General features: G+C 46.2%; 20 protein-coding genes and 1 riboswitch. Of the genes, 10 read left to right on the top strand and 10 right to left on the bottom strand.

Annotation, left to right across the window (positions count from 1 at the left end; translation table 11 throughout):
- Nucleotides 1-21: 21 nt before the first annotated feature.
- Entirely contained in the window at nt 22-522 is a 501-nt protein-coding gene (gene tadA, locus Q9R46_RS28195) for a tRNA adenosine(34) deaminase TadA (RefSeq protein ID WP_311282576.1), read from the bottom strand.
- A 331-nt stretch (nt 523-853) separates the two neighbouring features.
- Between tadA and Q9R46_RS28190 the strand changes: the two genes are divergently transcribed.
- Entirely contained in the window at nt 854-3193 is a 2340-nt protein-coding gene (locus Q9R46_RS28190) for an ATP-binding protein (RefSeq protein ID WP_311282575.1), read from the top strand.
- A gap of 18 nt (nt 3194-3211) precedes the next feature.
- The gene (locus Q9R46_RS28185) at nt 3212-3913 is read left to right on the top strand and encodes a pseudouridine synthase (RefSeq protein ID WP_090924886.1); all 702 of its coding nucleotides are present in this window, start codon (nt 3212-3214) and stop codon (nt 3911-3913) included.
- Nucleotides 3914-4111: 198 nt separating this feature from the next.
- On the opposite strand, the gene motB is transcribed toward Q9R46_RS28185, so the two are convergent.
- Nucleotides 4112-4930 carry a flagellar motor protein MotB gene (gene motB / locus Q9R46_RS28180; protein ID WP_311282574.1) on the bottom strand — a complete coding sequence of 273 codons (819 nt, stop codon included), beginning with the start codon at nt 4928-4930 and terminating at the stop codon, nt 4112-4114.
- A complete protein-coding gene (gene motA / locus Q9R46_RS28175) occupies nt 4917-5717 on the bottom strand; it encodes a flagellar motor stator protein MotA (RefSeq protein WP_110899509.1) in 801 nt (266 codons plus the stop codon). The genes motB and motA overlap by 14 nt, the downstream gene beginning before the upstream one ends.
- 235 nt (nt 5718-5952) lie before the next feature.
- Here motA and Q9R46_RS28170 point away from each other — a divergent pair, with 235 nt between their 5' ends.
- Complete coding sequence (locus Q9R46_RS28170; RefSeq protein ID WP_090924883.1) at nt 5953-6246, top strand: hypothetical protein; 294 nt, start codon at nt 5953-5955, stop codon at nt 6244-6246.
- Between the two features lie 212 nt (nt 6247-6458).
- Nucleotides 6459-6752, top strand: coding sequence for a 4a-hydroxytetrahydrobiopterin dehydratase (locus Q9R46_RS28165; RefSeq protein ID WP_090924882.1), 294 nt, complete (start codon nt 6459-6461; stop codon nt 6750-6752).
- A gap of 113 nt (nt 6753-6865) precedes the next feature.
- Here the strand turns inward: Q9R46_RS28165 and Q9R46_RS28160 are convergent, their stop codons facing one another.
- From Q9R46_RS28160 to Q9R46_RS28140, 5 genes are all read right to left on the bottom strand, one after another.
- Nucleotides 6866-7222, bottom strand: a complete 357-nt coding sequence (locus tag Q9R46_RS28160; protein ID WP_145415483.1) for a c-type cytochrome — start codon at nt 7220-7222, stop codon at nt 6866-6868.
- A gap of 148 nt (nt 7223-7370) precedes the next feature.
- Complete coding sequence (locus Q9R46_RS28155) at nt 7371-7868, bottom strand: GNAT family N-acetyltransferase (RefSeq protein ID WP_311282573.1); 498 nt, start codon at nt 7866-7868, stop codon at nt 7371-7373.
- Between the two features lie 365 nt (nt 7869-8233).
- On the bottom strand, nt 8234-8704 hold the full coding sequence (locus tag Q9R46_RS28150) for a C40 family peptidase (protein WP_090924879.1): 471 nt from the start codon (nt 8702-8704) through the stop codon (nt 8234-8236).
- A 3-nt stretch (nt 8705-8707) separates the two neighbouring features.
- A riboswitch (cyclic di-AMP (ydaO/yuaA leader) is annotated at nt 8708-8845 on the bottom strand.
- Nucleotides 8846-9139: 294 nt separating this feature from the next.
- A complete protein-coding gene (locus Q9R46_RS28145) occupies nt 9140-9994 on the bottom strand; it encodes a hypothetical protein (protein ID WP_311282572.1) in 855 nt (284 codons plus the stop codon).
- Between the two features lie 10 nt (nt 9995-10004).
- Nucleotides 10005-11996: a M1 family metallopeptidase gene (locus Q9R46_RS28140; protein WP_145336552.1), complete on the bottom strand. Its 1992-nt coding sequence runs from the start codon at nt 11994-11996 to the stop codon at nt 10005-10007.
- Nucleotides 11997-12097: 101 nt separating this feature from the next.
- Here Q9R46_RS28140 and Q9R46_RS28135 point away from each other — a divergent pair, with 101 nt between their 5' ends.
- On the top strand, nt 12098-12601 hold the full coding sequence (locus Q9R46_RS28135) for a YwhD family protein (RefSeq protein ID WP_145336550.1): 504 nt from the start codon (nt 12098-12100) through the stop codon (nt 12599-12601).
- 191 nt (nt 12602-12792) lie between these two features.
- On the opposite strand, the gene Q9R46_RS28130 is transcribed toward Q9R46_RS28135, so the two are convergent.
- The gene (locus Q9R46_RS28130; protein ID WP_311282570.1) at nt 12793-14871 is read right to left on the bottom strand and encodes a transglycosylase domain-containing protein; all 2079 of its coding nucleotides are present in this window, start codon (nt 14869-14871) and stop codon (nt 12793-12795) included.
- A gap of 260 nt (nt 14872-15131) precedes the next feature.
- Here Q9R46_RS28130 and speE point away from each other — a divergent pair, with 260 nt between their 5' ends.
- On the top strand, nt 15132-15959 hold the full coding sequence (gene speE / locus Q9R46_RS28125; protein WP_311282569.1) for a polyamine aminopropyltransferase: 828 nt from the start codon (nt 15132-15134) through the stop codon (nt 15957-15959).
- 14 nt (nt 15960-15973) lie between these two features.
- Complete coding sequence (gene speB, locus Q9R46_RS28120; RefSeq protein WP_311282568.1) at nt 15974-16843, top strand: agmatinase; 870 nt, start codon at nt 15974-15976, stop codon at nt 16841-16843.
- Nucleotides 16844-17234: 391 nt separating this feature from the next.
- On the opposite strand, the gene Q9R46_RS28115 is transcribed toward speB, so the two are convergent.
- Entirely contained in the window at nt 17235-17366 is a 132-nt protein-coding gene (locus Q9R46_RS28115) for a hypothetical protein (RefSeq protein ID WP_311282567.1), read from the bottom strand.
- Nucleotides 17367-17696: 330 nt separating this feature from the next.
- On the opposite strand from Q9R46_RS28115, the gene Q9R46_RS28110 reads away from it, so the two are divergent.
- The 3 genes from Q9R46_RS28110 to Q9R46_RS28100 all read left to right on the top strand — a co-directional run bounded on the left by Q9R46_RS28110 (nt 17697) and on the right by Q9R46_RS28100 (nt 20903).
- The gene (locus Q9R46_RS28110; protein ID WP_311282566.1) at nt 17697-18899 is read left to right on the top strand and encodes a WD40/YVTN/BNR-like repeat-containing protein; all 1203 of its coding nucleotides are present in this window, start codon (nt 17697-17699) and stop codon (nt 18897-18899) included.
- Nucleotides 18900-19112: 213 nt separating this feature from the next.
- Nucleotides 19113-20594, top strand: a complete 1482-nt coding sequence (locus Q9R46_RS28105; protein WP_311282565.1) for an alpha-N-arabinofuranosidase — start codon at nt 19113-19115, stop codon at nt 20592-20594.
- Nucleotides 20595-20597: 3 nt separating this feature from the next.
- The gene (locus Q9R46_RS28100; RefSeq protein ID WP_311282564.1) at nt 20598-20903 is read left to right on the top strand and encodes a DUF6171 family protein; all 306 of its coding nucleotides are present in this window, start codon (nt 20598-20600) and stop codon (nt 20901-20903) included.
- The last annotated feature ends 315 nt before the right edge of the window (nt 20904-21218 follow it).

Below are 21218 nucleotides of genomic sequence, written 5' to 3'. Positions count from 1 at the left end.
TCGATTCATCTGTATCGTACATTACTTTTTACGTAAACGTCTAAAAAATTGCGTTAGCATGGAAGAACACTCCGGTTGCAGAACATCAGGGATAACCTCGGTTCTATGATTGAAGCGCGGTTCTTGAAGTAAATTCATTAATGTCCCTGCGCATCCTGCTTTGGGATCCGCAGTACCGAAGATAACGCGTGGAACCCTGGATTGCACAATCGCACCGGCACACATTGGACAAGGCTCGAGAGTAACGTACAGTGAACAGTCCAGTAAGCGCCAAGCTCCAATGACTTCGCTTGCCTCTCGAATGGCTACCATTTCCGCATGGGCAGTAGGATCGAGCGTGGTTTCCCGCAGATTATACCCACGACCGATAATCTCGTTGTTACGCACAACTACGGCTCCGATGGGTACCTCACCAAGCGCCTCTGCTTTGTGGGCCTCTGCAATAGCCTGCCGCATCCAATATTCATGTAGCTCTTCCTCGCTCAGCACTGTGAGATCAGGCTGAGGATAATCATCCTTCATAGGTGTAAAACTCCCTTCGTTAGCATTTATTCAGCGAACAAACATTCGGTTTGTTAACATGTTGTGCACAGAATTGTGGATAACTATTAGTTAATCACATAGTTATGAACATACTATCCACAACCCTGTGGATTTGTGAACAAATCCAGTGATACATCTCATTGCATTTCATAAAAAGCAAACAAACAACAATATTCGATCTATTCAGCCAAAGTAGTAACTTTCGGGCAAAGGGCAATTATCCTTTTCAAATAGTCATACAAGCGTTATGATGGATATAGGTTTTGCCATATATCGCCAGAGGGCATAAGCCGAGAGGTGAAGAACGAATTTGTCTATTAAAACGAAATTATCCATGATTATGTCGTGCTCGGTGCTCGTTATTTTGGTATTAAATATCGCACTGAGTTATTATACTACAGAAGAGAATTTGAGGCAGGATAGCGAGAACAAGATGGTACTCACAGCGAAACAAATCGCAATTTCCGTCGAACAAAATCAGTACAGTGCAGATTATGTAAAAAGACAGATCGGAAACAATCTGTGGCTTGCTTCTATTATGGCAGCAGAGGAATTAGATCCAGACATCAAGAACATTACCAATGAAGATCTGGTTCGTTTGAGTAAAAAAGTAGGTGTATCCCATATCTCACTTCTGGAACAGACGGATGATGATATCGTAGTTAACCGTTCCTCTGATCCAAGGGAGATAGGCCTCTCCACGAAATCAATGACGTACTGGTATCAGGCGTTTAAACAGTTATTCGAGAAGCATCAGGTAACGATCCCCGAGGGACAGAAGCTGGATCATTTCTGGTCAAATGGTTTCGAGTATTCGACGTCCAGTCCTACAGATATCGATATCTGGGGTTATTACCATGATGGAAAGAGAAATTACATAATCAACCCCTTCTATAATAATACTGAAGTAGATGACTATGTGAAGATCTCTAGTCCGGATGAAATCTTAACTAAAATTCGTGAAGTCAATCCTTCCATTTTGGAGATTACAGGCATCAATCCTTTGACGTTTGCGAGCCCCGATATGAGCGATGATGGAAGAGATATCAATTTCAGCAAACTGAATAACAGACCGATCCGTTTTGGTACATATCAGTATGGCTCGGTAGATGAAGACCACCGTGCTGTGGTGCGAGCTGTTCGCACGGGGCAGAATGTGTCTTTTGTGAGTGAGACGCATGATCAGAAGGTATTGAAGAGTTTTATTCCGATTTTCACTCCGAATGAGTCTTCCTATGTAATCAGTATTGTCATGGATTACAAACAAATATCATCGATGGTCTCGGAACAGTTGGTTAGCCATGCTTCGATATCTCTGGTTTTGCTGGAGATTGTGATCTTTGGCAGTTACTTGCTTGCTGGTTACATTACACGTCCCATCCAATCGATCTTGGGCAAGGTGAATGATGTGGCGGATGGACATTTTGATTTTCGTCTGAAGATAAAACGCAAGGACGAGCTGGGACAGCTCGCCAACCGGATTAATGCGATGATTCGAAATCTGGGTCACTATACAAGCCGTCTGAAGCAGATGTATGAAGAGAACCGGGCAGTGAAGGAGCACCTGGAGTCTATCATTAATCAAACAGCTGATGCAATTCATATAACAGACCTTGAAGGAAAAGTGCTACGGGTTAACCGTGCATTTGAACAATTATATGGCTTTCGTAGCCGTGAGGTGGAAGGACGTTTGCTGAAGATTATTCCTCCTGAGGCGGAAGAAGAAATGAAGCAACAGCATGCTCAGCTTATTGAAGGCATGTCGATTACGTCTAACGAAACGATCTGGATGAAAAAAGACGGAACCCGGGTTGAAGTCAGTGTAAGTACAGCGCCTGTACGCGACGAGGCGGGTGAGATTACAGCACTCATCAGTGTCTCAAGAGATATTACAAGCCGTAATCGGATGGAAGAGCTGCTTAGACGGTCGGAGAAGCTAACGACGGTTGGACAGCTCGCCGCTGGTGTAGCCCATGAGATTCGAAATCCACTTACAACGTTACGCGGCTTCCTACAGCTTCAACAGGAAAGCAACAAGCTAAATCATCGTCATCTGGATCTGATGTTATCCGAGCTTGATCGAATCAACCTGATCGTGGGCGAGTTTTTGATTCTGGCGAAGCCGCAGGCAGTTCATTTTCAAGAGCGGGATATTCGTTTTATTCTTGGGGATGTTATCTCATTGCTGGATAGTCAGGCGCATCTGCACGGGGTTGAGTTTGTGTTGCATGCATCATCGGATTCAGCTATGGTACACTGTGAAGAGAATCAGTTAAAGCAAGTATTCATCAATGTTCTGAAGAATGGTATGGAAGCTATGCCGAATGGAGGAAGCATCCATATCAAGCTGAAGGTTAACGAGCTTGCCAATCGGGTTAGAATTGAAATTAAGGATGAAGGGATTGGCATCCCGGAAGAAATGATGCCAAAGCTTGGGGAGCCGTTCTTCACGAATAAAGAATCCGGTACAGGACTCGGCCTCATGGTAAGTCAGCGAATTATTCAATCCCATAAGGGCATGATGGATATTAAGAGTGCTATGAATAGGGGAACCACTGTCATTATTGAACTGCCGGCTTCTGAAGTGCAGACACAGTTACAGGAGGCAGATCCATCAGCGGAAGAACAACAACCAGATGAAGAGAACTAGATGAGGTGAGATGACCTTTTGCGTATTAATAAATTTATTAGTGAGACAGGTTACTGCTCCCGCCGAGCAGCCGACAAATTAATTGAAAGTGGTCAGGTGACCATTAATGGCATCAAGGCGGAGCTCGGCAGTCAAGCAGAAGAAGGCGATGATGTTCGAATCAACGGGAAGCCGATTAGTGAGAAGAAAAAGCATGTGTACATCGCGCTGAACAAACCTGTAGGAATCACAAGCACAACCGAGCAACACATTCAGGGGAATATCGTTGATTTTGTTGGACATCATGAGCGGATCTTCCCGATCGGACGTCTAGACAAGGATTCGGAAGGTTTGATTCTGATGACGAATGACGGGGACATCGTGAATCGGATTTTGAGATCCGAAGGTCGTCATGAAAAGGAATATATTGTAACGGTTGACCGGACAATCACACCAAGCTTCCTCAGGGGAATGAGCACCGGTGTTAAAATCCTAGGTGAAATGACGCTGCCTTGCACCGTAACTAGAATGACAGACCGTGTGTTCCGTATTATTTTGACGGAAGGCAAGAACCGTCAAATCCGGCGGATGTGCAGTGCATTCGGATATGAGGTTCGCAAGCTGAAGCGGATTCGTATCATGAACATTCATCTTGGAGAGCAGGCAACAGGAACATGGCGGGAGCTTACATCTGCTGAAAAAGCAGAACTTGGTAGCTTACTGGACTATTCGCTGGAATAAAGGATGCCGAAAATGAGCCGGGTCAAGACTCAGCTTGCTTTAGCATGAAAGAAAAAGCATTGTTTCCTTTAAGGAGGAGGCAATGCTTTTCAGTTTAAATACAGAAGGATGCCCATTGCTTAACGCCTTAAAAAGAGAAAAACCGCTCTCCTTCATTACATGGAGAACGGTCTTGAACGCATAACGTGCTGAGGACGGCTATTTGCCTCCACTTACGGATTTTACATTCGCATTGTTACTTTGATACTTCCGGATAATCGACACTTCTACACGCCGATTCTGTGCTCTTCCGATGTTTGTATCATTGCTGGCGATTGGATGATATTCTCCGTATCCACTAGGTGTGAACTTGGAAGGATCAAGCTGCGGATTCAGCAACAGAATTTTCAGAAAGTTCAGAGCACGATCTGCACTCAAATCCCAGTTATCCTTATATTGGTTATTGGAAATGGGAATATTATCTGTATGACCGGATACGACAACTTCGTACTCAGGGAACTCTTGCAACATGCTGGAGATCGCCTTGGCCAGTGAACGTGATTCAGGCTTCACATCTGCTCGCCCAGAGGAGAACAAGGCTTTATCACTGATGGTAATCTTGAGTTCAGACTGGTTGAGTTTGGTATTCAGTTGGTCTGATAGTCCGTTCTGAGCAATATACTTGTCGAGTCGCTTCTTGAGCTTCTCTAGATCTTCCTGTTCTTTTTGGGCCATCTGGGCATCCGTAATCTGCGCAGGAGTTTTCTTTGTGATTACCTCCGGTACTTCCTTGTTTTTGCCTAGATCTGTACTGGAGTCCGTTGGATTCATTGACGTGTGATCCAGAACGCCGGAACCTCCGTTGAGCGCGCTGCTTAGTGCCGAGGCCATTTGCTCGAATTTGGCAGCATCCAGTGAACTCATGGAGAACAGGGTGATGAACAAGGCGAGCAACAAGGTCATTAAGTCGGAATAGGGAAGCAACCAACTTTCATCAATATGCTCCTCATGCGGTTCGTGTTTTTTACCCTTTTTCACCTGATGATCCCTCCTTCTCTTCCAGTTGTTTACGTTCGGAAGGTGTCAGGAATACGGATAACTTTTGGTTGATGGCAATAGTAGATACGCCAGATTGAATAGACAAGAGTCCTTCAACCATCATCAACTTGATTTCCATCTCTTTCTTGGACATCCGCTTCAGTTTGTTGGACATCGGGTGCCACAACACGTAACCACTGAAGATACCAAGAAGGGTTGCGATAAATGCCGCTGCAATCGCATGAGAGAGCTTCTCCATGTCACTGAGGTCGGCGAGTGCCGCAATCAGACCTACGACTGCCCCGAGAACCCCGAGTGTCGGTGCATACATCCCCGCTTGAGCGAAGATCAGTGCGCCGCCGCGATGTCGTTCTTCGGTTGCATGAATATCTTCCATCAGTACATCACTGACGAATTCCTGGTCGTTACCGTCAATAATCATCCGCATGCCGCTGCGAAGGAACTGATCATCGATCTCTTCTACTTTTGATTCCAGAGCGAGCAAACCTTCACGACGGGTAGTGGAAGCCCAGTCCATAAATGTGCCAATCAGAGAAACACGGTCAATCAGTTGTTGCTTTTTGAAAAGGATACCGAATAACTTCGGAATCTTCTTAACTTCAGACATTGGAAACGCCATAAAGATGGTTCCTGCCGTACCAACGAAGATAATAACGTATGCTGCCGGGTTATTAACGAGATTGATCAGCGGAGCACCCTTCAAAAACATACCAAGTACAAGGGAGACTAACCCCAAAACTAGTCCGATAATCGTTGAAATTTCCATCATACACCTCATCCATGAGATAAAATTGAATCCTTTCAGGCGGCAGAATTCGGGCTTCCAGACGAAGGTTCTGCTGCAGTCCGTTACATGTCTGGCAACCTCCAAAGCTGCCGAAAACGAATGAAACGGTCATGTATAGTATTTATCGACCAGAGGGGCTTTTTTTTTAAGGGTTATTTTCAGGTATAATAAGATCAAATCCGCCTTTTACAAGGTGAGTGGGAGTGAGAAGTCAATGGGCGTAAAGCATGGACGTGATTATGAAGGAATATTGACAGATTTAACGGTGGCCATAGGACGCATACCGGATCGCTATGTTTTCTTTGAAATGGATGCGGAAGAGTGGGGGAGACTAGGTGAACCAGAACAGCTTGAGGTGGACGAAGCGCTGGCGGAGGATTTGTTCTACGCGCTTGGAGAGGAATCCGTCATTCCGGTTGGAAGCGGTGTGGTGATCCATGACAAAGACCAACACCGAATCCATATTTTGATCGGAGAAGAAGAGCTGACCTTTGTACCTTTAATCTAAAGGATGTATTAACGATAAAACCTTGCGCCTCAAGGCACTGAGCCGTCTGTTCTATGGATTTTGGTGCTTTGACGTGGTAAGATGATACTCATGAAAAAGGCGCCGCTGGGCGGTGGCCTGCCTTTAAGGCTGTATGGGCAGCATGCAAAGGTGCCGATGGTCATGTGGATGTAAGTCCGCGATGTCTCATCATATGGGGAGGAAGATAACGCATGGTTTTTACGCAAGAGGAAGTCGAAGCTCATCTGGGAAGGCTGGAAGGCTGGGAACTGGAAGAGGGACGGTGGATTGTCCGCAAATTTGTGTTTTCTAACTATATGAAAGGGATTGCGTTTGTGGATGAAGTCGCTGCGATTTCGGAAGCATTCAATCATCACCCTTTTATTACTATTGATTATACAACGGTTACACTGCGTCTTACGTCTTGGGATGCAGGTGGCATTACATCGGTAGACATCAAAGAAGCAGAGCAGTACAACGAAGCTTTTGAGAAAATGAGAACATAATAATCTGCTACAACGTCGTTTGCAAGATGATGTTTGTAATGCATACCAAAAGAGGCTCCTGTCTCCCTAACGGGAGGGTGAGAGCCTCTTTGATGTCTTGCGCGCAAAAATTCTTATTTCTTCTCTGCCAGCCACATTGCGATATGGGCAATTTCCTCGTCCTGCAGTCTGCCTTTGAACGAAGGCATGCCGCCTTTACCTTTGACAATGGTGGAATAGATTTTCTCCACATCATCCTTACTACCAATGTTTGCAAGTGCCGGGCCTACGCCACCTTGAAGCTGATCGCCGTGACATGAAATACAGTTGGCTTTCACTAATGTCTCAGCCTGTCCAGCATCCATAGTCACTTCAGGCATGCTTGGTTTGGCTTCCTGCTCCACTTCCTCTTTACCTGGAAGCGTAAACATTAAAACAATAGCTAAAGCACATGCTGCAAAAAATACCCCGCTCATGATCCATTTGTGCATCCCTTATGTCCCCTCCAGAATGAAAGATCATCTAACTCAAACTATCCCTATCATTATAACGGAAGCTGTCGTTACATCATAGCATTTTGTGGTAATTTTTTGAACTAATCACAAAAGAGAGACAAATTGAAACCATTTACTTGTGAGTTTACTCTCTTGGGCCTTCATAGACCATGCAATGGAAGGGCTTTAAACCACTAGGAGTTTGGCGTTCATATGTATCCTGGATGACAAATCCGCTCTTCAGATATACCTGAATGGCACGGTTATTCCAAGTGAGCACTTCAAGATCAATCTCATAGGATGGATTGCGGCGGATGGCCTCTTGTACGATCGCAGTAACGAATGTTTTACCAAGACCTTGACCACACAGATCGGGGCGCATACCGAGACCGATTCGTGTGACATGCTGGAGCGGAAAATATTGTGCAAACCCATAAACCTGGTCATGTTGATCCAGGATAATGGCATATTGTTGTTGTCTGAGCTGTGCATCACCGAACTCGACTTCGAGTGCTTTCATCTGTTCCCAAGGTAGCCAGCTATAGATATTGTAAGGTGGGGCGTATTTCCAGCCACATATAAGTTCAGCATGTTCTTCTTGCATCGGTACAACATGAAGTATCAAAGAGGCTTCATTCTTCATATAACAGTGCATGCTCCTTTCTTCAATATCCGAATCATTGTTCACTCTACAAAAGAGCTGTGTATTAGGCAAGTCTTCATATGATCAGATAAAAATTGAAACAAAAGTCGTGATCATTCCGTTTATATTATAACAGGCTGGGTAAAAACATGATAAGGGCACGGACAAACGAAAGAAGGCGAACGTGTTGGTTCAGATACACACCATGACTGTAACATCATAAACCACACAGAGTCAGAAAGCATAAAAAAACCGCCGGATACATTCCTGCGGAGAATGCACCGGGCGGTTCTGTTTATACTTCCTTCGTATTTCGTTACAGTATAGTTACATGGTTCCAACATCATGTTGATTACAGCTTGTACCTAGTCAAGGGCCAGTGACTCATAATCGTCCGTGCTCATGATCCGTTTAGCGCCAACGTAGCGGTTAGCCCAGTAGTTCTCGCTCAAAGAGCTGATCGTTACACCTTTGGAAGAAGAAGAATGTGCAAACTTGCCACTTCCTACAAAAATGCCTACGTGTGATATGCCTTTACCTGTTGTGTTGAAGAACACCAGATCTCCAGGTCTCATTTCCATGCGGGATACGGAATCACCCATGTCGTATTGGGAGCTGGATTGACGAGCCAAATCAATACCTAATTTGTCGAATACATACCGTGTGAATCCGGAGCAGTCAAAACCGTCAAGCGTTGTTCCTCCGCTTTTGTATGTAGTTCCCATTGCTGAATCAATTACTTTATCCATCTTAGAATCTGCAAATGCGCTGCCTGCTCCAAGTGATAATGCAAATGTAAGGCTAAGTACTGCTGCGGTCAGTTTCTTCTTAAACAAGTGATATACCCCTTCCAACGCCTGCGAGGTTAGCTTAAGGATTCGGTTGAAGGTCCCCTATGATCCCTCTGTTTCAAGATCAATTCACCCATAACTGGTTCCCCCGCTTCCCAGGTGCCAGGAATTTGGCTATGCTAGTTATGCACCTGAAAAAGGAAAAAGAAAATTTAATTTTAAGGATTTAATTTAAAGTTGTTACAAATAAGGATTTAAAGATTACAAAGTTGTTACTAAAAACTCACTGCGCTTATTGTACCAGAGGCTTAGTACTTTGGCAACGTTTAGCAGTAAAATTAACAAAAAAAACCTCGACCTTTGACGGGGAAAGGTCGAGGTTTGCGTATTTATACGTAATAACGAATGAAATGTTTAACATGAGATGGTAACATTTTTTTATTTTTGAAAGCGATCTCAGATTGTGTGTAACATTTTAGTTCAACGTATATGATTTTCATGTCTGGTGGATGTGGACTGCCATAAACGGAAATGACTACATACTTTCCACATACTGAGTAGGCTTCGGGCAAGCGGATAGGTTTGTTGCAGGATTAATCCGGATAGTCCTGTCAAGAACCAGGAGGCGGAAGTGAATGCGCCGAAGACCAACAAATGGACAACTCCCAACACCAGCGCAACACCGATAACAGCGAAGATGCGGCGCACAGCAATCCACAGTCCCTTGAGCGTCCCGTGGATTCGCCCTTCTGCTTCCGGGTCAGAAATACCAAACTGCATGTAGAGCACTGCATGATGTACGATCCAGCCATAAATAATCCAGCCTGCTATATATGGAACGCCGGGAAGTAATAAATGAAGAGAATGAAAACCGTCCATTATTGTAGAATACAATTTGGGCAGAAGCCAGTACGCAGGCAAGAATATGAGAAAGGTACGCATAGTGTGTAGCAATAGCATGGATTTCCATAACGTTTTGATGCCCCGAATAAAAGGAATGCGTTCTTCTGTAGATTGATAATGTTGCAGGGAGTAGAGCAACCCAGCCTGAATAAGTGGACTGATCAGCAAGCGAAGGAATAACATGCCGCCCAGAATCCACAGATAGCGCTGGACCTCCGGACCAGACAGGCCGAGCTGGCTTTCCATTTTGAATAAAAGCGTGCTTAGCTCTCCGGCATCATCCGTTGGATAACGTAATAATAGAGGAACGACAGCCGATTGAACCAACCGGTAGATAAAATAACCCCAAGTTAATTGATAGATAAACAAGAGCGCGGCAATAAACATATGCTGACGGACGAGAAACCAGCCTTCACGAATTTTTGCTTTCACTGTCTCCACCTCACCATGACAGACCTCCGAATATGGCTTCAATTAGTTTCGTAGCACTCATGTTCCAGCGGGATTTGACTTGCTCGTCCAGTCCGGTTCTCAGGAAATTGTTCATATGGCGATTTTCGAGCACGATGTCATACAAAGGGTCCGTCATGGCCCAGGTGACAGGAGATGTATATGTCAGTTTATAGGTGACCCGCTCCTCGCGGCCATCCCAGTGTTTGGTTACGGTATGTCCGTCCTCAAACGTTATCCGAACAGGAACCTTGGGAAAGTCACTGCCTTTTTTGACGATGGTGACAGAGGACTCGTACATTTTTTTGCCGTCCTTCTCTATAGAAGAAACGTTGATCTTCTCTACAGCAAAATCGGCCATGCCGTTCCGGTAGACATATTGGTCAAAGTAATCCGCCCAGGAGGTGCGGGTGACTTGCTCAACCACCTTTTGAAAATCACCCGTTGCGGGATGTTTAAAACGATATTTTTTTACATACGTCGAAAGGATTCGTTCCATAGTCTTCGCTCCGACTTGCTGTTCAATGCCGAGTAGCACCAGTTTGCCCCTTGTGTACACGTTGGAAGCATATTGATTCTGTGAGTCAAACTTCCACGAGGGCTGTGTTAGAGGAGCCGGAGATGTGATCAGACCCGATTGTACCGGTAGATTCGGAATCAATCCGTATTCCTGTTCCATCAGTTTATCTTCTGCATAGGAGGTGAACCCTTCATCGAGCCAGGCCTCCTCAAACTCATTGCTCGCAACCATGCCGTAGAAGTATTGATGTCCAATTTCGTGTACAACGGTGCGTTCCAGATCGTAACCCGGCGTTGTGTCATCGGCCCCAAAGGCTGTAATGAGAGTTGGGTACTCCATGCCTCCGGCCCCGTTTGCGGCTTTTGGAGGGACCACGATAGATAAGGTGGCATAAGGATAGGGACCAAACCACTTGCTGTAATTCGTTAATGCGGCTTTGGCAGCAAAGAGATACCGCTCCTTCAGATCCTGATGTGCCGGATCAAGGTAGAGTTTAATGCGTACACCGGGCACGTTGGGAGCAGAGAAGGGTTCCTCCGCATACACAAAATCAGGTGAGGCTGCCCAAGCGAAATCATGTACATCATCGGCATAAAATTGATACACTTTCTCACCATTCTTCAAGGCCGCTTGCTGCGTTGGGAATCCGGTTGCTGCCACCTTGTATGTTTCGGGTACTCGGATACGCACACTGTAGATACCGAAGTCGGCATAGAACTCGGAGTTTCCGTGATACTGATGCAGGTTCCAGCCTTCCAAGGTACGGCCCCGTCTCCCAACAGGCTCGTAAGCACTGAGTTTAGGGAACCACTGGCCTGCCATGACAAAATCATCCGTTTTGCCCATCCTTGCGAAAATTTTAGGTAAACTCACTTCGAACGTTGTGCGAATTGTGATGCTTTCACCGCCCTTGACGGGTTTGGGCAGACGAACCTTGATCAGCGTTTTGTCTTTGATGTTCCCGTCATCCGGCTGTACATACTGCATCCGGTGTAAAAGAGAGAGCCCATCCTCCGTCTGCATGTCAGTAAATTTCATGGAGCCATAACCATCTGTGGGCATGACATCGCCGCGAAGCTTACCGCCCGATTCTTTCATAAATGTAGTATCCGCAGAGGAGAATGCATTAGGGTACATATGAAAATAAAGTTCGTTCACCGTTTTCTTGCCCGGATGAGTCCAGGTTATGGTCTGTGTGCCTTGCAGTTTGTTCCCCTCGTTCAGCTTCACATCCATGTGGTATTCAACCACACGTTTGCTGTATACCTCGGCTGTAGGAGACTGTACACTTTCCGGGGGAGCGGGCGCTCCGGTTTTGGCTGGAGGCTTGCCCGATTCTGGAGCGAGTACGGGTAACTCAGATGAAATGGAGCGATTGTAACCGAGTGTGATCCATACCCCTCCGGCAAACAGGCATAAGGCCAGGGATATGATGAGCCAGCTCTTGGCGCGTCGTGGAATCATCGTTAAATACCTCCCGTTGACAAGCATCTACAGCATGTATATGTTTGCATTGGGCCAATTATTAGTTAAAATATTTGTATCAACTCTTGGAGGCTATGAACATGGACCAAAATGAGCAAAACGGCAAGAAACAGATTGCCTTGAATATCGTGAGTGCAAAGAGCAAACATAAAGGCTTTGGTGCAGGTTCCATTGATCTGAACAATCTTTCTCCTGTCATCATTGACCAGGGCGAAGCGAAGATCGACATCGGTGCCATGCACGCGAAGAGTAAAGTGGAACGAGGCATTAAATTTTCAACGAATCGTGAAGACGTTCCGAATGGACGTCAGGTATGGCTGGTATGGGTTGCTGTGGATCGAACAGAGCAAGGACAGTTGTATGGCGGGGCAACGGCATGTGAGATGTGGATTGACACGGAAGCCAAACGGGGGTGGAAGCTGCTCGCGGATCACGTCAACCGGATGGATTATGCGATGAAACGCCGATTTATGCTGGATGAGCTGGGACCGGAAGACAAAGCGGCGCTGAAGACACTTCTGATCTCTCATAATGAAGAATGGTGGAATGCTTCACCGGATGAATTGAAAGAGGCGCTTGCCTGAGGATAAAAATAGAACAAAAGCAAGAAGCCCCGAACCGGAATATCCGGTTTCGGGGCTTGCTTTATTTCTGTGATGAAGATGTAGCGCAGGCTTCATACAGTCATCTGTATATTTATGAATCCTCCATGTAATTAATGGAGGCTGTTAAATCAGAGATCTTCATGACGCAATCAAGTCATTACGGATATGCGTCACTCTACCCACCAGCGTTTGAAATCACTCCACCAGGAATGTTTCTGCTCCTGAATACCCTTTTGATTCTCTGCCGAACGTTCCTTTTCATCCTGCGTACCATCCGGTTTCTCTGCCTCACCACGGCAGACTTCAGTGGGTTCGGTTCCTTGGATGAATACTTCCAGCCGCTTCTCTTCACAGCCGTTACCTGCAAGTTTTCCGGTCTCCGGGTTAATGTAGACGCTCACGACCTGATCAGGTACAGAGAAGATTTTGGGTGGTACACTTGCAAGGGCTTGTTCTGTAAACTGAGCAAAGATCGGGGCTGCGCGGCGGCCATCGGACGTCGAGATCGCTTTGCCCTGATCATAGCCCACCCATACAGCGGTAGACAGCTCTGGGGTAAACCCAACTAACCAGGCATCCGTATTGGTTGTTCCTGTTTTGCCAGCCACCGGACGTTTGATCGTGGCAGATACCCGATTGCCTGTGCCTCCGTTCTCAAAAACACTCTCCATCAGACGTGTCAGTACGTAGGCTGCTGCCGGTTCCACCACGGTGTCTGCCTTGGTCTGCGGAGATTCGTACAACACACGCCCTGCCGCATCCGTCACTTGTAAAATAGCTACGGGTGGTGTCCGTTGTCCTCCTGCAGCAATAACGGAGAAGGCGGAGGCCATCTCCAGTGGACTGACAGGTGAAGTGCCTAATGCAAGAGAAGGCACAGGACTCAGCTTGCTTGTGATACCGAGCTTTTGAGCCATGGTTACGACTTGTTCCGGACTGATCTTCATAATCGTGTTGACCGCATAGATGTTATCAGATGCAGCGATGGCTTGGCGAAGATCAATTTCACCTAAATATTTATCGCCGAAGTTGCCGGGTTTGTAAGTTTTGCGGTCATTATCGTAATGGAACAGGGTAGGCTGGCTGTTGAAAATAGATGCACTGGTAAGCTGCTTCGATTCGAGAGCAGCGAGATACATAATCGGCTTAAAGGCTGATCCCGGCTGGCGTGTGGTTGTCAGCACATGGTTGATCTGGTTGGTACGATAATTTTTGCCACCAACCATCGCTTTAATGTAACCGGTGCGCGGGTCAATGGACACGAGTGCCGTCTCAAGCTCGCTTTTCGCATCCATTCCTTTGGTAACTGCCATCTCCGCAGCCTTCTGCACACGTAAATCCAGTGTTGTGTAGATATTCAGCCCGCCGTGATCCAGCATCGCTTCGCTGATGCCAAGCTCCTTCACTGCAAGACTTCGAATGTAGTCGCGGAAATACGGTGCGTTCTCCACCGTCTTGCGCTCGCCCTCGGGTTTGAAATCCAGCATTTCTTCGTAGGCAGAGTCCGCTTGTTTTTGCGTAATTTTACCCGTTTCGATCATAGCTTTCAGCACAATCTTCTGTCGATCTTTGGCATTTTTCATATGATTGTAGGGGGAATAATAGGTCGGTCCCTTCGGAATACCCGCAAGCATAGCGCTCTCGGCCAGATCAAGTTTCTTTGCGGATTTGCCAAAATACATCTGCGCAGCTGCCTCAATGCCATAGGCACCGTGACCATAATAGATTTCATTTAAGTACATCTGCAAAATTTCATCTTTGCTGTACTTCATCTCTAGCTGTGCGGTGTACATCGCTTCCTTGGCTTTTCGTGTCCAGGTTTTCTCATGGGATAGGTAGAGGTTACGTGCCAGCTGCTGTGTTAACGTACTGGCTCCCTGAGACATTCGCATGTGCTGGATGTTGACAAGGACTGCTCGGCCCATGCCCTGAATGTCGAATCCGAAATGCTGCCTGAATTTGCGATCCTCTACGGCTAACGTAGCGTTCACCAAATCAGGGGTAATATCCTGCAGTTGAACGGGAATCGAATCCTTGCCGCCAGCGGAGAAGGTGGCAATGACTTCACCCTGACTGTCGAGCAGTCTGGAATTGCGATCGGAGTCGGCGAGGGGCAGGCTGGTTGCGTATAGATATACCAAAATGGCAACCGTGGCAATAAGGCCGAGCGCCATAAGTATGGATAGATATTTGATAAATTGGAATACACGGAACCCGCGTTTGCGGGTCTTGACGCTTGGCTTGTTCATGGAACGGGCTCCTCTCTTTTCTTTCCAGTATGGGAAGGGAATAACCGGGATATTCAATTCGTCTGTGAAGTGGATAAATTATAAGTCAATTTCGGCTTGAAAACCGTTTTACAGTTGAATCGTCTATCGCGTATAATGCAAAAGGGTAATGAAAAGGTAGGGTTCGGCACAACATACTAAAGCTTGTGTAGACGAACAGACCAGTGATTATGCATTTTAAAATGATCACTCATTACTTTTACGGAAAGAAGGTAGCGATCATGGAATTGTGGTTTACAGAAAAGCAGACCCCTGTGTTCGGCATTACCGCAAAGATTAAGCAGACCTACGTCACGGAGCAAACGGATTTTCAGGACCTCGCAATGGTTGAAACCGAAGAATTCGGCAATATGCTAGTATTGGACGGCATGGTGATGACGACGGTTAAGGACGAGTTTGTATATCATGAAATGGCTGCACATCCGGCCTTGAACACTCATCCTAATCCGAAAAAAGTGTTGGTGGTTGGCGGTGGTGACGGCGGTGTAATCCGTGAAGTCATCAAACATGCGGCTGTAGAAAAAGCAGTTCTCGTCGAAATTGACGGTAAAGTGATCGAATATTCCAAAATGTATTTACCTGAAATCGCCGGCAAGCTCGATGAGCCGAACGTTGAAGTGCTCGTTAACGATGGTTACATGCATATTATTGAACATAAAGATGAGTACGATGTTATTATCGTAGACTCAACAGAACCTGTAGGCCCGGCTGCTCCGCTCTTCGAGCGCGGTTTCTATCAGGGGATCTATGAAGCACTCAAAGAAGACGGAATCTTCGTCGCCCAGACGGACAACCCTTGGTTTAAGGCGGATCTAATCCAGAAGGTGAACAAAGACGTCAAAGAAATCTTCCCGATCGTACATGTGTACGGCTGTAATATTCCAACCTACCCGAGTGGTCTATGGACATTTACCATGGGCAGCAAAAGGCATGATCCACTTAAGGTGGACGAGACTCAAATTCCGGAGATGGATACGAAGTATTATTCTCCGCGTCTGCACAAAGCGGCATTTGTACTTCCAAAATTCGTGGAAGATTTAACGAAATAAAGGGGAAATGAAAAATGAAACTGGATCAAGCTTATTCAGGAAACGTATTTATTTGCAGCTCTGAAGATTATGAAAACTCCAAAGCGGTCATCTACGGTATGCCGATGGACTACACGGTCAGCTTCCGCCCGGGTTCGCGTTTCGGCCCGGCTCATATCCGTCAGGCATCGGTTGGACTTGAAGAGTACAGCCCGTATCTGGATAAAAGTATCGTGGACATAACCTATTTCGATGCGGGAGATTTGTTGCTCCCTTTCGGTAACGCAGGACGCAGTCTTGAGGTTATCCATGAGTACATCGGTAGTCTGCTGGCAGATGACAAGTTCCCGATTGGCTTGGGCGGCGAGCACCTCGTGACTTGGCCCGTGATTCAACAGATGTACAAGAAATATCCGGATCTGATCCTGATCCACATTGATGCACATGCAGACCTTCGCGAAAACTATGAAGGCGAGCCCCTGTCTCACTCCACACCTGTGCGTAAAGCTGCTGAACTGATGGGCGGTCAAAATATTTATCAGTTCGGTATCCGTTCGGGCTCCCGTGAAGAGTTCCAGTATGGCCGTGACAACATTAACTTCTATCCGTTTGAAGTAGCGGCTCCAATGAAGGAAGCTCTTCCGAAAATGGGCAACCGTCCAGTCTATGTAACGATCGACATTGACGTGCTTGATCCGTCTGCTGCACCAGGAACTGGAACAGCAGAAGCTGGTGGAATCACATCCAAAGAACTGCTTGAAGCAGTTCACATGATCGCTGGATCGGATGTGAATGTCGTGGGCTGTGACTTGGTGGAAGTAGCACCGATCTATGATCCGACACAACAGACACAGATCGTAGCGGCCAAGTTGATTCGTGAAATGCTGCTTGGATTCGTGAAGTAAATATTTTTGCAATGCTGAATACACCTAAACGTATAAAGCGAGTATGAAATCCTCGTCTGTGCAGATGTGAACATCTGTGCAGGCGAGTTTTTGTTTTTATAGCAGGATAGTGGCCGATAAAAATGAATTATGCTAGGTTGAAAGTTAAGTTAAGTTAACTTAACTTATGTTTCGGGCTATGTTATACTGGACACATAAGAGTTTAGTAATATATTAATCAATATATTACAGTCGTGAAGTATAGGGTGTGCGGGTTCGACCATATACTAAATAAAGAGTCATTATCGTTGGCGCGATAATGACTCTTAGGACCTGAAAGGCTGTGGATTGCCACGGCGTGCAAGAATTAAATAATGCTATTCAAGCAAAACCCACCGTCAGGCGTTCAACCTTATGAGGTGGGTTTTCGCTTGCTCTGAAGCTTTTTGCGTAACCAACGATACAGCTTTCGTCCACTCAGCACAATGCTGAGGATCGCAGCAATCCACCGGATTACATCAAGCAACGCCACAAGTTTGACCATCGACGTCACCCCCTCTCGGACAGCAACGCCGTGATCAGAAAACATCCACACTCAATCATGAGCCCATACTTCTAATTATAGCACATACGTTCCTGTTACTCTATCGTATAATAGACGTATGTGTATGTTGGGATCGTTTATCCAAAAATAAAAAAACTCGGGTTAATGAATAAACCGGGTTACATAACGTATTGCACACCACTTTTAACCAGATGAACTCCATCATGGGTAAAGGTGTTTTTTTTCTTGCAAAATTGTCATCTTCGTTCACCAGAATTGTTACGATATGAAGCGTGATTTGGGGTAAAACGATAGAAGGAGGTGTTACTGATGAGAATCAAGACAACAAAGAACACCAAGACATGGAAACGAGCAAGTGTGATCACTCTAGTGCTTACACTATTATGGGGAATGGGGCAGGCGCATACATCACCTGATGCCAGCGCAGCACCTTTAACCGCAACATGCGGCACAGGAGATCATGGACTGACATCAGATTTGAAAAAGGGCAGTGGCGTGGAAGGACAGCAGCTACAATTCACGGATATCGATTTTCTGAATCAAACTACAGGACGGGCGGCAGGTAAAGGGTTCTTGATTGGAACTTCGAATGCAGGCTGTACTTGGCAATCCATATACACGGGACAGTGGCAGTTCGAACAATTAAACTTCCCAAATAACGTTACAGGATATGCACTGGCGGGCGTGAAGGGCTCCTCACTAACGTATCTCATTCGTACGGACGATGGGGGTTCACACTGGAAGAGACTGAGTACTCCAGGTGTTCCGCCGTTCAAGCGGATTGATTTCAGCGATAAAAATAACGGCTACGGATACAGCTATAACGGTGCATATCGAACGACCAATGGCGGTGTAACGTGGAGTAAAATGAATACGCCAGCCAACACCAGAGCCGCTACATTTAATACAGATAAGCTGGGGTATGCTGTTGTAGTTGTACCCGGGACAGGCTATAAGATCGAGAAGACAAGTAATGGAGGAAAGAGCTGGAATACAGCTCTTCAGGTGAAATCCGGTACATGGAACGGAGCAGACCTATATGAAAATGGATCACAGGTATGGGCTATCCTATATGGAGATGCGGGCATGTCCCAGCAATCTTACTCTTTGTACGCAAGTGGTGATCAAGGAGAGAGCTGGAGGCAGGTTTTCGCTCAATCGACAGCAGGCGCAGGGCCGGCACCCGGTGCCAGTCAAGAAGGGAAAGGAAGCGGCCCGGCTAATCCCGGTGGACATCCAGGCAACATGGCACTGATCGGTAACCAGACTGCATATCTCTCTGCTGGATCGCCAGCGACAGACAAGGTTGGAATTGGGCGTTCCTTTGATGGAGGTTCCACGTGGAAAAACATTGATCTGAAAATGGCAGGTTATCGTGCCCGTATCTCGTTCCCTACAACCAAGATCGGCTGGTTCGTTGTCACAAGTAAGAACAGGCCTGCCGTCTATGAGACAACGGACGGTGGAATAACCTGGTCGGCAAAAATTTTATTTCACTCAGAACAGGATTAACAAGTTTTAAAATGAATTTATGTATTAGCTAATTCAAATCAAAGATGTCTATATGAAATTTTGATTGGATTGGAGAGATATGATATCAAATATGCCCTTTTCCTGAAAATAAACATGGAAAAGGGCTTTTTGTATAGGAAATAAAAGGGTTGAAACCTGTCTCGAAACAGGTTATTGTAAGCGGTGACAACATACTTCAAGGGGGTTGGAATAATGGTTAATGTTATTTTAAAGGCTGATTCAGATAAAGGATTAATAAATCGCAATATATATGGTCACTTTTCCGAGCATTTGGGACGTTGTATTTATGAAGGCCTCTGGGTAGGTGAAGATTCACCTATTCCAAATACGGAAGGTATTCGAAACGATGTACTTGCGGCACTTCAGAAGCTGAACATTCCTGTGCTTCGCTGGCCAGGTGGTTGTTTTGCTGACGAATATCACTGGAAGGATGGTGTAGGGCCCAAAAGCGAGCGTGCACGCATGATTAATACCCACTGGGGTGGCGTGGAAGAGAATAACCATTTTGGTACACATGAATTCATGAGGCTGTGTGAACTGCTGGGGGCAGAACCTTATATCAGCGGCAACCTAGGCAGTGGAACCGTGCAGGAAATGCAGGAGTGGGTAGAGTACATTACGTTTGACGGTGAGTCTCCTATGGCGAACTGGCGGAAGCAGAACGGCCGGGAAGAACCGTGGAAGCTCAAGTATTTTGGCGTCGGCAATGAGAACTGGGGCTGCGGTGGCAACATGCGTCCAGAGTATTATGCGGATGAATATCGTCGTTACGCTACATATGTACGTAATTATTCAGAAAATAAGATTTACAAAATTGCTTGTGGACCGAACGACAGCAACTATGAGTGGATGGAAGTGCTGATGAGAGAAGCGGCCCGTTTCATGGATGGCATCAGCCTTCATTATTACACGATTCCGACAGGCGTATGGGAAGACAAAGGGAATGCTACCGGTTTTGGAGAGGCTGAATGGTTCACTACATTGAAGAAAACGCTGTTTATGGATGAATTGCTTGTGAAGCACTCCGAGATCATGGACAAATATGATCCGGAAGGCCGGGTAGGTATTATCGTAGATGAGTGGGGAACATGGTACAACGTTGAACCAGGAACGAATCCGGGTTTTCTCTACCAGCAGAATACGATGCGGGATGCAGTGCTTGCAGCGGTGAACCTGAACATCTTCAATCAACATAACAAACGGGTGCATATGGCGAATCTGGCTCAGATCGTTAATGTACTTCAATCGCTTGTATTTACTGAAGGGGATGAAATGCTTCTGACGCCGACGTACCATGTGTTCGATATGTATCAGGTCCATATGGATGCAAAGCGTCTGGATCTCAGTTATGAGAGCCCGGGGTATACATTTGGTGAGGAGACGATTCCGCAACTTAGCCTGTCTGCATCACGGAACAAAGATGGCGTTATTCATGTGACAGGATGTAATCTCAGTCATACGGATGAGCTTGAAGTAGTTGTGCAACTGGAGGCAGGTCAAGCGGCAAGCGTATCGGGGCAGTTGCTCCATAACACGGACTTTGGGGCATTTAATACGTTTGAACAGCCGGACCAGGTGAAACTTGTAGCTTGGGAAGGGCTTGTTTTGGAGAATAATACATTGCGTTTTGTATTGCCTCCGGCTTCCGTTGGTCTGGTCGCTGTTCAGGGGTGAGGTATGAAGCCGAGCAATTACCAATACCAACAGCAATCCCATGAGGGAAGAAAAGAGCCCTGTAAAGGGTGTGACAGCCAGTATGATATTCATATCAGTGATGCCAAAATGGCCCGTCTGGTGGAGATCGCTTCGCGCTCACGCACTACGGTAGAGGATGAGGAGTATGAGCGTCGCCTTGCGATCTGCTTGGGCTGTCCTGATCTGCAATATGGAACAACATGCCGGCACTGCGGTTGCCTTGTACAAGTGCGTGCGAAACTGGCCGATTCCACCTGTCCCTATCCGTATGCATCGCAGTGGTTATGAAAAGAGTTCATCATTTATATAATGAAGCAAGATGGCAAAATGTATGAAGTATGATAGTGAAGTGAATGAAGTGAGACAATGAAATTGATGTGAAGTGGGGGAGGGTTGCACGGTATAGGTGCGGCCCTTCTTTTTGATGGTTGACAAAAAAACTCTGAATTTGGATTTGAATTGAGCGGGTGAACTGGATATAGTTATACAGTAGAGTGTAGGAGAGCAAGTTTATTCGGAATATGAGCGTGTATAGCGACACAACCATTCAGGAAAGGCTGTTCTCGCCAGCTGTCCTGATTTTGCGTCGCCTCGAATATAATG

This window comes from Paenibacillus sp. RRE4 (genome assembly GCF_031844205.1).
Classification (GTDB): Bacteria; Bacillota; Bacilli; order Paenibacillales; family Paenibacillaceae; genus Paenibacillus; species Paenibacillus xylanexedens_B.
This window is presented reverse-complemented; position numbering and strand designations above follow the sequence as displayed.